Below are 12,097 nucleotides of genomic sequence, written 5' to 3' on the forward strand. Positions count from 1 at the left end.
CAATGGCCAAAGCGCCGGATCATCAGACGGGAGGGAAACAGGATGTTCGCCAGACACTTAGCCATGGCTGGAACGCTCGCCGCAGCGCTCATGGCCTCGACCGCCGCGCGCGCGCAGATCTCCGACGACCAGGTCAAGATCGGCGTGCTCACCGACATGAATGGCCCGGCCTCGACACCGACCGGCCAGGGCTCGGTCACCGCAGCCCAGATGGCGATCGACGATTTCGGCGGCAAGGTCCTGGGCAAGCCAATCTCGATCACCATCGGCGATCACCAGCTGAAAGCCGATATCGGCGCCAGCATCGCGCGGCGCTGGTACGACGTCGATCAGGTCGACCTGATCGTCGACGTGCCGGTCTCCGCGGTCGGGCTTGCGGTGCAGAACATCGCCAATGAAAAGAAGAAGCTGTTCATCACCCATTCGACCGGCACCGCGGACTTCCACGGCAAGTTCTGCTCGCCCTATGCGATGCAGTGGGTGTTCGACACCCGCGCGCTCGCCGTCGGCACCGCGGACGCCGTGGTGAAGCGCGGCGGCGACACCTGGTTCTTCATCACCGACGACTATGCCTTCGGTCATTCGCTGGAGCGCGATGCAACCAGCGTCATCACCAAGAACGGCGGCAAGGTGCTCGGCTCGGTGAAGCCGCCGCTCGCCACCCCCGACCTGTCCTCCTTCGTGCTGCAGGCCCAGGCCTCCAAGGCCAAGATCATCGGCATCGCCGGCGGCCCGCCCAACAACATGAACGAGATCAAGACCGGCTCCGAGTTCGGCGTGTTCAAGGGCGGCCAGCAGATGGCCGCGCTGCTCGCGCTGATCACCGACATCCATTCGCTCGGCCTGCCCGCAGCGCAAGGCCTGTTGCTGACGACCTCGTTCTACTGGGACATGGACGACAAGACCCGCGAATGGTCGAAGCGCTATTTCGCCAAGATGAACCGGATGCCGACGATGTGGCAGGCCGGCGTCTACTCCTCGGTGATGGCCTATCTCAACGCCATCAAGGAGGCCGGCACCGACGAGCCGCTCAAGGTCGCCGCCAAGATGCGCGAGAAGCCGGTGGAGGATTTCTTCTCCCGCAACGGCAAGATCCGCGACGACAATCTGATGGTGCATGATCTCTGGCTGGTCCAGGTCAAGACGCCGGAGGAGTCGAAATATCCGTGGGACTATTACAAGATCCTCGCAAAAATTTCGGGTGACGACGCGTTCGGTCCGCCGGACCCGGCTTGCTCGATGTTGAAGAAGTAGGCGAATAGGGAGTAGCGAATAGCGAAACGACACGGCGAGATGAGAGCGACCTATTCGCTACTCGCCATTCGCTATTCGCGCTCTTCACTTCGCCACCCCGATCTCGCGGAAATATTTGAGCACACCTGGGTGGATCAGCTCCACCTTCGGCGCGGCCGCCACCGTGTTTGCGGCCGTGGTTTCGCAGGCCTGCGCAAGCTTCTGGCAGAACGACGCCTCGATGCCATGCAGTGTCTTCGCGAGGCGATAGGCGACATCGTCGGGCAGGCCGTCGCGTACCAGGATGTAGCTCCATGAGCCGACCGATGAGATCGCCTCTGGCTGCTTCGGATAGCTGTTGGCGGCAATCGTCAGCGGCTTGAGGAAGGTGTGCTTGGCGCGGATTTTTGCGATCTCGTCCGCATCCGGCGCGATGAAGCGCGCACCGCTGGCGCTTTCGGCCATCGCGGTGAAGCCGGGCCAGCCGATGCCGGCGCCCCACAGCGCCGCGGCGCGGCCGTCCTGCACCATCGCGGGGCCGTCGCCGGCGCGATCGAGATAGATCGACTTGAAATCCTCGTCCTGCTTCAGCCCGATGCCATCCAATATGTAGCGCGACAGGATCGGCAGGCCGGAGCCCTTTGCGCCGAACGCAACCGGCTGGCCGACGAGATCACGGATCGTCCTGAAGGGACTGTCGCCGCGGACCACGAACATGCCTGGGCTCGAATACATCGCGGTGAGGATTTTCATCTTCGTCGCCGGCGCACGCCCGATGCCCATGAAGGCCTCGTAGGCCGGCTCGCCCGCCACCGTGGCGATATCGACGGAGCCAGCCTCGAGCAGCGGGATGTTCTCGTTGGAGCCCTTGGTGTTGCGCGGCTCGATCGACAGCGACGGATCGGCCGCATTCATCGCTTCGGCAAAGGCGTTGCCATAGAGCGGAAAGCCGCCGCCCGGTGTTGCGGTCGCGAGGCTGATGGTTGTTTTTGTCATGGCCTTGTTTCCCTCCTCGGCGATCGCACTGCCTGCGAACAGCAGCGCTCCCGCACACATCATCAAAGCGAATTTCATGTTGAGCCTCAACCGTCGTTCCACGCAGGCCGCCAGACTAACGTTGCACGGCAGGGGTTGTAGGCAAAACCGGCGTTTTGTGAAAGCATGGCGCCAACGGTCACAAGAAAATGACGGGAAGAATAATGATCCGCCTGGTTCGTTCGATATTGCTCGCTTTGATTTGCTGCATTGCCTCCGCCGCCCCCTCCCTCGCCGCCGATTACCCGAACCGCCCCGTGCGCTGGATGATCGGCTTTGCCGCCGGCGGCCCGGTCGACATCGTCGCGCGCATCATGAGCCAGTGGCTGTCGGACCGCCTCGGCCAGCAATTCATCGTGGAGAACCGCACCGGCTCCGGCGGCAACATCGCGGCTGCCGCTGCCATCAACGCGCCGGCGGACGGCTACACGCTGTTGTTCGTCGCGCCGAACAATGCGATCTCGACCTCGCTCTACAAGAAGCTGCCGTTCGACTTCCTGCGCGACACCACCCCGGTCGCCAGCATCATGCAGCTCACCAACATGCTGGTGGTGTCGAACGCGATGCCGGTGAAGACGGTTCAGGAGTTCATCGACTATTGCAAGGCCAATCCCGGCAAGATCTCCTATGCCTCGTCGGGCAACGGCACCTCCGTGCACATGTCGGCCGAGCTGTTCAAGGCGATGACCAAGTGCGACATGCTGCACGTGCCGTATCGCGGGTCGGCGATCGCATTCCCCGACATCATCTCCAACAAGGTGCAGCTGATCTTCGACAATCTGCCGTCGGCGCTGGAGCAGGCCCGCGGCGGCAGCGTCCGCGCGCTCGGCGTCACCTCGCCGCAGCGCTGGCCCAGCGTCCCCGACGTGCCCGCGATCGCCGAGACCGTGCCGGGCTTCGAGTCGGTCGGCTTCTACGGCATCTCCGCGCCGAAGGGCACGCCGCCGGAGGTGATCGAGATCCTCAACAAGGCGGTCGGCGAAGCGTTGAAGGATCCGAAGCTGGTGGCCCGGCTCGCCGAAGTCGGCGGCATCCCGAAGCCAATGACGCCGGCCGAGTTCGGCAAGCTGGTCAGCGACGAGACCGAGAAATGGCGCAAGGTGGTGGAGTTCGCCGGGGTGTCGGTGGATTGAGAACGCAATCGGTCTCACATCGTCAATCATGGAAGCCGTAGGGTGGGCAAAGGAGCGTAGCGACGTGCCCACCATTCTCGGCGTGCTCGTGATGGTGGGCACGCTTGCGCTTTGCCCACCCTACGGCAGCCGGCCGTGCATCAACATTCTCGCGACATGATCTGTCCGAGTCTTGCATCTCGTTCCGCCCTCTCTCTTGAGCGAGGGCGCAGGGAAGACCGGGCGCACGCTGCACCCGCGGTCCCATGTGCCATGAGTAGAAAGTGGCGCACACGGGCATACAAATGCAGCGGAGGCACGCCGGCCTTCCCTGCGCGATGGCTCTACGGCTTATACGTGCTCGCCCCGGCGAGACCATGCCTGGGTGTCACCGTCGCCCTCGAGGAATTTTCATCCCTCACGGACTTACCACCAGCATCGGGGCGGCAGGCCCACACGACTTCGCCGTACGCCTTGCGCGCGCACATCACTCGCACGTTCGGCGTCCACCGCATCCCGACCCGCGTTCCTGACGTTGCGCAACGCCCCTCTTGCCGGGTGAGACGGGCAATAACTAACAGAATCGGAATTTCATGTAAACAGAATTCTTTTTCGCTGGGGGACTGGACAACCCAAATCAGCTTGAAATCATTGATAAAATTCGATCTTTGGCGCATGGGATTCGCCCCCTGGAATCGGCGCGGCCGCTGGTCACGCAACGTCCGACCCGGATTTCGCCGGTTATCCCCGCCGATCGAGAAGCGCCATTGCCCGAACGCCGCTCACCCTGTAAACGGTCCCGGCACCGTTGCCGGCCGAAAGGCCGCCCGCGGCGGGGCCTGTAGCTCAATGGTTAGAGCCGGCCGCTCATAACGGTCTGGTTGCAGGTTCGAGTCCTGCCGGGCCCACCAACAAATCAATCACTTATCAGATCTTGATGTCGTCGACCGTCGGTCACCGCACCGGAGACGCATCGGCCGATTCCTCATCGCTTCAGTTGTGCGGGAGCGGCGCGCAATGGTGCGCACAGCCAATGACAGTTTTCAGCGTGACCGTTTCGCCGGATTCATTAGATTGCGGCTCAATTGGAGCAGTCTCGGATGCGATGAACAGGTCGATCTCTGCACGGACTGCGATCCGCGCGCCCTTTCCCAAGTTAACGGCGGTATGGCTCTCCCAACGTTGCCGGCGCGAACTGGCGGCCGACGAGGCCACTCACGGCGAGCAATGCCAGGAGATAAGGGAGCATTATCAAGAGCGCATTGGGCAGGACCACGCCGAGCGCCGGCAATTGGAATTGCAGCGCGGTCGCGGTGCCGAAGAGCAGACAGGCAATCGTGGTGCCGCCGATCCGCCACTTGCCGAAGATGACCGAGGCGATGGCGAGATAGCCGGCGCCGCGGGTCATGCCTTCGGTGAAGGTATGGATGTCGCCGATCGACAGGAACGCGCCGGCGAGCGAGGCCATGAAGCCGGCGAATACCACGCAGCCATAGCGTATACGCGTCACTGAAAGGCCGGACTTGTCGGCCGCCTTGGGCTCGGCGCCCGCAGCGTGGATGGCGAGACCGATCGAGGTATAACGCAGCGTCAGCGCTGTGATGATGATCAGGGCAACGCCGGCATAGAGCAGCCAGACCTGCTCGAACACGGCCGGGCCGAACGTCGGGATGTCGCCGAGCAGCGGCGGCTTCACCTTGGCAAGCCCGGGAATTTCCGCGCGCGACCGCGCGCCAAAAATCTCGCGATAGGCGAGTGTGGTGGCACCAAGCACCAGGATGTTGATGCCGATGCCGGAAACGATCTGGTTGGCGCGCAGGGTATTGCTCAGGCAAGCCTGGAGCAGCGCGACGGGCACCACCGACACAATGCCGATCAGGAGGCCGATCAGTGGATCGCCGGTCCCCCATGCTCCAACGGCGGCGGCGAAGGCCGACATCAGCATCATGCCTTCGATGCTCATGTTGAGCACGCCGGCCCGTTCCGACACCATCTCCCCGATACCTGCAAGCAACAGCGGCGTCGCAAGCCGGATCGAGGAGCCCAGGAAGACCGCGAACAGCTCCAAGGTCATCGCCGCTCCCACTTCTCGATGAAGAGGTTCGCGCCCGCGAGCGTGATGACGATCAGGCCCTGGATGACGACGACGAGCGCAGTCGGTACCGCCGCCACCATCTCCATGTTGATGCCACCGGAGCGCATGAAGCCGAACAACAGCGACGCCGCGATCACGCCCAAAATCGAGCCGCGTGCCAATAGCCCGGCGACGAGACCGTCGAAGCCGTAGCCCGATGAGAAGCCATCCTTGAGTGTGTACTGTTCACCAAGCAGCATCAGCGCGCCGGCCAGGCCTCCGAGCGCGCCGGCAGTCGAGAGCGCGAAGATCACGGTCCTGGCGTAGGAGACGCCGGCCCGCTTGGCCGCGGCCGGATTGAGACCGACCGCCCGGAGACGAAAGCCGAGAATCGTCCGCGACAGGATCACGCCGACGACGATGGCGAGGAGCAGCGTCAGCGGCAGGCCGATATGAACCGGGAAGGAATAGTCGCCGGTCAGCAGCGGAAGCTGCGTGGCATCGGGGATTTCGAGTGATTCCGGCAGTGTCGCCGAACTGGTCATCGGCTTGCGCAACAGTGCCGGAGACTGCACCGACCAATACAGCAGCCAAACGCCAATGAAGGACAGCAACAGCGTCGAAATGACCTCGTTGGTGCCCGAGTTCACCTTCAGAACTGCGGCGAGCCCGCCCCACAGCGCGCCGGCGATCACGGCTGCGAGCATCGGCAGGATGAAGGCCAGGCCGAGCGGGAAGCCGCTGACATGGCCGTAGAGCGCCACGGCGGTGGCGGCGATGCCGCCGACCGCGATCTGCCCCTCACCACCGACATTGGTCAGATTCGCGCGGTTGGCGAGAACGAAACCGAAGCCGACCAGCGCGAAGACCGAGCTGCGGTTGAGCGAGGCTGCGAGCGCAAAGGGTGAGCCGAAGGTGCCGTCGATGAACGCCGCCACCGCCTTCGGCACGGAGACCCCGATCATCGCGATCAGCACGAGCCCGACCAGGGCTGCAAACGCAACTGCGAGCACCGGCACCAGCAAGGCCGGGCGCAGCACGTAGCGCAGCGCGGCGGCGAAGGACCGTTCCTGGTTGACGGCGGTCATAGCGGCTGCCCCGCCATCATCGCGCCGATCGCATCCTTTCGCGCCGGATCGGCCGGACAGGATCCCATGATCCGGCCGCGGTAGAGCACGACGATGCGATCGGCGACAGTGAGGAGTTCGTCGATTTCCGAGGATACCAGCAGAACCGCAATGCCGCGGCTGCAGGCCTCGCGAACGTGGCCGTAGACCGCGGCGACCGCGCCGACGTCGAGGCCGCGCGTCGGCTGCGCCGCGATCAGGCACGACAGGTTCGGCAGCGTGATCTCGCGCGCGAGCACGGCCTTCTGCTGGTTGCCGCCGGAAAGCGATGAGAACAGCGCGCCCGGTCCGCGAGCGCGGACGTCGAAGCGCTGCATCAGCGTCGTCGCTTCGCGCTCCAACGCGGTGCGGTTGAGGAAGCCGAAGCGGGTGAATTCGTCGAGCCGGTTGAGGTAGATGTTTTCCGCAAGGCTCATTCCAGGCACGCAGCCGACCGCGTGGCGGTCCTCCGGCACGATGCCGACGCCGGCCGCGGTGATCTCCTTCGGAGACCGGCCGGTGAGATCGGTGCTGCCGAGATGGATGCGCCCCCCGGTCGACGCCATCATGCCGGCGAGCACGGCGGTCAACTCGCTCTGGCCGTTGCCTTCGACCCCGGCGACACCGACGATCTCGCCGCGGTCGACGGTGAGGGTGAAATTGTCGAGCCGCGTCACGCCCTGGCTGTCCTTCACGGTGAGGCCGTCGATCTGGAGCGCCTCGATCCCGGCTTTCGCGGCCGGCTCGTGGTCGACATGGGCGACGAGCTCGAGCCCGAGGATCGACGCCGCCGAAGTGTCGAGCGCCTCGACGTTGCCCTGGATCATCGCGCGCACCAGCGCATCGATGTCTTTCGACGGCTCGCTGGACGTCGCCACGGTGCGCCCGCCCCGCAGCACGGTGACGCGGTCGGCGACCTGCTTGATCTCGGCGAGCTTGTGGGTCACCAGCACGACCGCGCGGCCTTCGGCCGCGACCCGGCGGCAGACATCGAGCAGAGCCGAGATTTCGGCCGGGAGCAGCACCGCGGTCGGTTCGTCGAGAACGAAGAGCCGGGGATCGCGGATCAGGCATTTGACGATTTCGACCCGCTGGCGCTCGCCGACCGACAGATCCTCGATCTTCGCAAAGGGATCGAGCGGAAGACCGTATTGGTCGGCGATCTTCGCGAGCTGCCGCGCGCAGCCCTTGCGGTCGAGGATGCCGCGCTCGCGCCCCAGCAGCACGTTGTCGACGACGCTCATGTCGCCAACCAGGCTGAAATGCTGGTGCACCATCGCGATGCCCTGTCTCAGCGCATCCGCCGGTCCTGCAGGCAGGAACGGCGCGCCTTGGTAGCGCATGCCCCCGCCATCGGGCCGGTGCACGCCGAAGATCAGGTTGCAGAGCGTCGACTTGCCGGCGCCGTTCTCGCCAAGGATACAGTGCACCTCACCGGGCCGGAGATCGAGCGAGACGTCCGACAATGCCGCGAAGTTGCCGAACCGCTTCGTCACCTCGGACAGGGCGAGAAGCGGCTCGGCCACGGCTTCAGCCGGTCGGGGCGAGACGGCCTCCATCAGGCCTCAGCCCTTCAGCACTTTGATCTTGCCGTCGAGCAGGTCCTTCATGATCTGGTCGAGCTTCGCCTTCTGTTCCGGCGTCGCACCGCAGATCACCATGCTGGAGGCCTGGGGGCCCATCTTCAAGCCGAACTCCTTGTAGCCGGCCGCCCACGTGCCCTTCACCGCCTCGTCGATCGCATACTGCACCTGATAGCCGGTGCCGGTGATTGAATAGGCGACGTACAGCGGGTCGGTGCCGCAACGGTCGGTGTAGCTGCCGATGATGTGGGTGCCCTTCTCCTTCGCCGCCTGCTCCATGCCGCGCAGGCCGAGATTGAGGATGTGGTAGTGGATGTCGGCGCCCTGCGCGATCGCGGCCAGCGTCGCTTCCTTGGCCTTGGCGACGTCGTCGAAATCGCCGGTGTAGTTCTCGGTGTACTTGATGTTCGGATTGATCGACTTCGCGCCGTTGCCGAATTCCTTGCCGGCATTGACGATCGACGGAATTTCAAGCCCGCCGACATAACTGATCGCGCCCGTCTTCGACAGCAGCGCCGCCGCGGCGCCGGCGACGTAGGCGATTTCGGCCTGCTTGACGTCGTAGCCCGCAACGTTCGGCGCGCTCTCGCCGTCATTGCCGCCGACGATCGAGAAGTGAACCTTGGGGAAGCGCTTGGCGATCTTGTAGACGGAGGCCTGGGTCTGGCCACCCACGCCGATCACGAGCTCGTTCTTGCTCGCGAGGTTGGTCAGCGCCTGATCCATGTCGGCGTAGTTGATGTTCTCGATCATCTGCACCTGGATCTTGTCGCCGTACTTCTTTTCGGCGGCCTTCAGTCCATCATAGGACGACTCCATCCATCCCTTGTCGGACTTCGATCCCGGAATCAGGATGCCGACCTTAAGTGCGTCGGCGTGAGCCGCATTGGCGGAAAGCGCCAGTGCGCCGGCGAGCAGCGCAGTCTGAAGAACTAAACGGCGTGACCTCATGGAAAAACCCCTCGCACAGTGTTGAAAATCGTCCGGCGATAGTTATGCAGCAAGCGGCGTGCCAGAGGCGCACATGCTTGAAATTGCTATCTATTCCCGTCATGAAGACCTTCCGAAACAAACAAATGCTTACTTTTTACCCAAGCTGCGTGGGCGTCTGTCGGATTCATGGGCAACTGCGCGGTTCGCTTCATCGTCGCCATTGAATTCCCTTGCGAAATGTCTCTGGCAGCGAACTTGCAATTGCAGGCAATTGCAGATCGGCATCGATGAACGGGGCGCGCGCAGCTCAATGAACGCGCAGGTTCGCCCGAGAGGAGGAGATCATGACGACGAGTGAACAGCACGCGCAACCGGCTCCCGGCGGGCAACTCGGCCTCGGCCGGCAGTACGCGTGGTGGGCGACCGAGACCGACGTGAACATGGCGATGCCGCAGCCGACGCCTGTTCCCGTGACGATTCCCTGCGCACCGCAGAACGTCACCGTCGATCTCCTTCGCACCGCCATCATCGTCATCGACATGCAGAACGATTTCTGCACGGCGGGCGGCTGGGTCGACCATATCGGTGGCGACTATCGTCCGGACCGCAAGCCGATCGAGCCGCTGCGGCGTCTGCTGCCGGCGCTGCGCAAGGCCGGCGTGCCGGTGATCTGGGTCAACTGGGGCAATCGCCCTGACCTCGCAAACATGCCGCCGAACCAGATTCACCTCTACAAGCCGAAAGGCACCGGCGTCGGGCTCGGCGATCCCCTGCCGGGAAACGGCTCACATGTGCTGGAGAAGGATTCATGGGCGGCCGCCGTCGTCGACGAGCTGCCGCAGGAAGCGGAGGACATCAAGGTCGACAAATATCGCATCAGCGGCTTCTGGGACACGCCGCTCGACAGCATCTTGCGCAACCTTGGTGTCAAGTCGGTGCTGTTCACCGGGGTCAACACCGACCAATGCGTGATGCATTCGCTGACCGATGCGAACTTCCTCGGCTATGGCTGCCTGTTGGTCGAGGATTGCTGCGCCACCTCGTCACCGGATTTCTGCACGGAGGCGACGATCTGGAACGTGAAGAAGTGTTTTGGCTTCGTCACCGCATCCTCCGCGATCATCGACGCACTCGGCAAGCGCGCCTGAGGTGAGCGCAGCTTCCACCCTGGGACGCGGAACGGCCGCCGATATCGGCGCATTCGTTCCCGGACCGCCGGTCACTCAGGAGCCGACGGCGGCCGGGCCGCTGAACGGGCTCACCTTCGCAGTGAAAGACCTGATCGATCTCGCAGGCCATATCACCGGCGGCGGCAATCCGGACTGGCTGCGCACGCATGCGCCAGCCGTACGTTCGGCGCCCGCGGTGGAGCAACTGCTTGCGGCGGGTGCAACGCTGCGCGGCAAGACAGTGACCGACGAGCTCGCCTTCAGCCTTGAAGGCGTCAATGCCCATTACGGCACGCCGATGAATCCGTGCTGCCCCGATCGGATCCCCGGAGGCTCGTCGTCGGGCTCGGCTTGCGCGGTCGCAGCCGGCGTCGTCGATTTCGCGCTCGGCACTGATACGGGCGGATCGGTGCGGGTGCCCGCGAGCTTCTGCGGCCTGTTCGGCTTTCGCCCCACGCACAATGCCATTTCACTGGCCGGCGTTGTCCCGTTCGCGCCGTCCTACGACACGATTGGCTGGTTCGCACGCGACATCGCGACGCTCGCGGCGGTCGGCGACGTCTTGCTGCCGCAAGCCGCACCCGCGCGTGTGAACAGGTTGGTCGCGATCCGCGACGCCTTCGCGCTCGCCGACGCCCGGATTGCGGCCATGCTGCACGATGCCTGCCTCAAGCTGGGCGTACGCGACGAGATCGACATCTTCGATGGTCGCCCCGACGACTGGCGCGAATGCTACCGGGTCCTCCAGGGAGCCGAGATCTGGCGCGAACTGGGTCCCTGGATCACGGCGACCAAGCCAGCCTTCGGCGACAATATCGCGCCGCGCTTCGCCGACACCGCTGATATCACCGAGGCCGACGTCGCGCACTGGGGCCCATTACGCGGCGCGTTCGCATCCCGCGTCCGCGCCGCGCTTGCGGACGGCACCGGGCTCGTGATACCGACCGCGCCTTCCATCGCATTACACAAGGCCGCTGGCGGCGAGGAGATTGGCGCGTTCTATCAGCGTGCATTGGCGCTGACCTCGATTGCCGGTCACACCGGCCAACCGCAAATCAGTCTGCCGGCGGGCAGGATTGACGGCTGCCCCGTTGGCCTGTCGATCATCGCAGCGGCCGGCTGCGACCGCTCGCTGCTCGATGGCGCGCGCGACTGGTCCCTTCAGCTCACGACCAAGACCGCGACATGACCGAACGCCCTTCCAGCGACGCCGAGCACAAGCAACGCCGGCGCCCGCGTCGCTCCGCAGACCAGAACCGCGCAGAGATCCTTCGCGCCGCAACGACGGAATTCGCAATGCATGGCTTTGCCGGCGGCCGGATCACGCGCATCGTCAAGAAGGCAGGAACCAATCCGCGGATGATCTACGAACTGTTCGGCAGCAAGTCCAATCTGTACGTCGCAACGCTGGAGAACGCCCTGAGTGCCCTGCGCACCGAGGAACTGACGCTCGAGGTGATGCATCTCGATCCGCTGGAGGGCCTGCTGAAATTGTTCGACTTCATGAACGGCCACTTCGAGCGCAACGGCCACCTGGTGAGCCTGCTTCGCACCGAAAACCTCATGAAGGCGCGCTTCATGAAGAAGTCTGCACGCATCCACGAGATGTCTTCACCCGTGCTGTCGATGACAGAGCGCCTGCTCAAGCGCGGTGTAGCCGAAGGAAAGCTCACCGCCGATGTCGATCCCCTGCGCCTCTACGTCATGATTGCTGCGCTCAGCCAGTTTCATCTGGCGAACGTCCATACGTTGTCGGCCATGTTCGAGCGTAACCTTGCCGAGGCGAAGTGGCGTGCGGCCCGACGGGAAGATGCACGCAAGATGCTTGCAGCCTATTTGCAGCGGAAGTAGG

General features: G+C 64.2%; 11 protein-coding genes and 1 tRNA gene. 7 read left to right on the forward strand and 5 right to left on the reverse strand.

The window, feature by feature from the left end; genetic code table 11:
- The first annotated feature begins 63 nt into the window (after window positions 1-63).
- Window positions 64-1,254: an ABC transporter substrate-binding protein gene (locus tag JQ604_RS08980; RefSeq protein WP_249158140.1), complete on the forward strand. Its 1,191-nt coding sequence runs from the start codon at window positions 64-66 to the stop codon at window positions 1,252-1,254.
- Between the two features lie 84 nt (window positions 1,255-1,338).
- On the opposite strand, the gene JQ604_RS08985 is transcribed toward JQ604_RS08980, so the two are convergent.
- Window positions 1,339-2,307, reverse strand: a complete 969-nt coding sequence (locus tag JQ604_RS08985; RefSeq protein ID WP_212355597.1) for a TAXI family TRAP transporter solute-binding subunit — start codon at window positions 2,305-2,307, stop codon at window positions 1,339-1,341.
- Window positions 2,308-2,432: 125 nt separating this feature from the next.
- Here JQ604_RS08985 and JQ604_RS08990 point away from each other — a divergent pair, with 125 nt between their 5' ends.
- Window positions 2,433-3,401 carry a Bug family tripartite tricarboxylate transporter substrate binding protein gene (locus JQ604_RS08990; RefSeq protein WP_212355599.1) on the forward strand — a complete coding sequence of 323 codons (969 nt, stop codon included), beginning with the start codon at window positions 2,433-2,435 and terminating at the stop codon, window positions 3,399-3,401.
- A gap of 814 nt (window positions 3,402-4,215) precedes the next feature.
- Window positions 4,216-4,291 (forward strand) — tRNA-Ile (locus JQ604_RS08995).
- A 245-nt stretch (window positions 4,292-4,536) separates the two neighbouring features.
- Here the strand turns inward: JQ604_RS08995 and JQ604_RS09000 are convergent.
- The 4 genes from JQ604_RS09000 to JQ604_RS09015 are packed head-to-tail and all read right to left on the reverse strand — an operon-like array spanning window position 4,537 to window position 9,094.
- The gene (locus JQ604_RS09000) at window positions 4,537-5,454 is read right to left on the reverse strand and encodes an ABC transporter permease (protein WP_212355601.1); all 918 of its coding nucleotides are present in this window, start codon (window positions 5,452-5,454) and stop codon (window positions 4,537-4,539) included.
- Entirely contained in the window at window positions 5,451-6,542 is a 1,092-nt protein-coding gene (locus tag JQ604_RS09005) for an ABC transporter permease (RefSeq protein WP_212355603.1), read from the reverse strand. Before JQ604_RS09005 ends, JQ604_RS09000 begins: the two co-directional genes overlap by 4 nt.
- Complete coding sequence (locus JQ604_RS09010) at window positions 6,539-8,086, reverse strand: ABC transporter ATP-binding protein (protein WP_349631074.1); 1,548 nt, start codon at window positions 8,084-8,086, stop codon at window positions 6,539-6,541. The genes JQ604_RS09005 and JQ604_RS09010 overlap by 4 nt, the downstream gene beginning before the upstream one ends.
- Before the next feature lie 39 nt (window positions 8,087-8,125).
- On the reverse strand, window positions 8,126-9,094 hold the full coding sequence (locus tag JQ604_RS09015) for a BMP family protein (RefSeq protein ID WP_212355613.1): 969 nt from the start codon (window positions 9,092-9,094) through the stop codon (window positions 8,126-8,128).
- 73 nt (window positions 9,095-9,167) lie between these two features.
- Here JQ604_RS09015 and JQ604_RS09020 point away from each other — a divergent pair, with 73 nt between their 5' ends.
- The 4 genes from JQ604_RS09020 to JQ604_RS09035 are packed head-to-tail and all read left to right on the forward strand — an operon-like array spanning window position 9,168 to window position 12,096.
- Entirely contained in the window at window positions 9,168-9,434 is a 267-nt protein-coding gene (locus tag JQ604_RS09020; RefSeq protein ID WP_212355614.1) for a hypothetical protein, read from the forward strand.
- Window positions 9,421-10,224 (forward strand): cysteine hydrolase, encoded by an 804-nt coding sequence (locus JQ604_RS09025; RefSeq protein WP_212355616.1) that lies wholly within the window; start codon window positions 9,421-9,423, stop codon window positions 10,222-10,224. Before JQ604_RS09020 ends, JQ604_RS09025 begins: the two co-directional genes overlap by 14 nt.
- Before the next feature lies 1 nt (window position 10,225).
- Window positions 10,226-11,434 (forward strand): amidase, encoded by a 1,209-nt coding sequence (locus tag JQ604_RS09030; RefSeq protein WP_349631075.1) that lies wholly within the window; start codon window positions 10,226-10,228, stop codon window positions 11,432-11,434.
- Window positions 11,431-12,096, forward strand: coding sequence for a TetR/AcrR family transcriptional regulator (locus JQ604_RS09035; protein WP_212355618.1), 666 nt, complete (start codon window positions 11,431-11,433; stop codon window positions 12,094-12,096). Before JQ604_RS09030 ends, JQ604_RS09035 begins: the two co-directional genes overlap by 4 nt.
- The last annotated feature ends 1 nt before the right edge of the window (window position 12,097 follow it).

Origin of the sequence: Bradyrhizobium jicamae, assembly GCF_018130695.1 — a bacterium.
Taxonomy (GTDB): domain Bacteria; phylum Pseudomonadota; class Alphaproteobacteria; order Rhizobiales; family Xanthobacteraceae; genus Bradyrhizobium; species Bradyrhizobium jicamae_B.

Bases quoted from the DNA above. Each gene is read 5' to 3' on its own strand.
- JQ604_RS08980 (WP_249158140.1), top strand. From the start codon at position 64: ATGGCTGGAACGCTCGCCGCAGCGCTCATGGCCTCGACCGCCGCGCGC.
- JQ604_RS09015 (WP_212355613.1), bottom strand. From the start codon at position 9,094: ATGAGGTCACGCCGTTTAGTTCTTCAGACTGCGCTGCTCGCCGGCGCA.
- JQ604_RS09035 (WP_212355618.1), top strand. From the start codon at position 11,431: ATGACCGAACGCCCTTCCAGCGACGCCGAGCACAAGCAACGCCGGCGC.
- JQ604_RS09000 (WP_212355601.1), bottom strand. From the start codon at position 5,454: ATGACCTTGGAGCTGTTCGCGGTCTTCCTGGGCTCCTCGATCCGGCTT.
- JQ604_RS08985 (WP_212355597.1), bottom strand. From the start codon at position 2,307: ATGAAATTCGCTTTGATGATGTGTGCGGGAGCGCTGCTGTTCGCAGGC.
- JQ604_RS08990 (WP_212355599.1), top strand. From the start codon at position 2,433: ATGATCCGCCTGGTTCGTTCGATATTGCTCGCTTTGATTTGCTGCATT.
- JQ604_RS09025 (WP_212355616.1), top strand. From the start codon at position 9,421: ATGACGACGAGTGAACAGCACGCGCAACCGGCTCCCGGCGGGCAACTC.
- JQ604_RS09005 (WP_212355603.1), bottom strand. From the start codon at position 6,542: ATGACCGCCGTCAACCAGGAACGGTCCTTCGCCGCCGCGCTGCGCTAC.
- JQ604_RS09020 (WP_212355614.1), top strand. From the start codon at position 9,168: ATGCTTGAAATTGCTATCTATTCCCGTCATGAAGACCTTCCGAAACAA.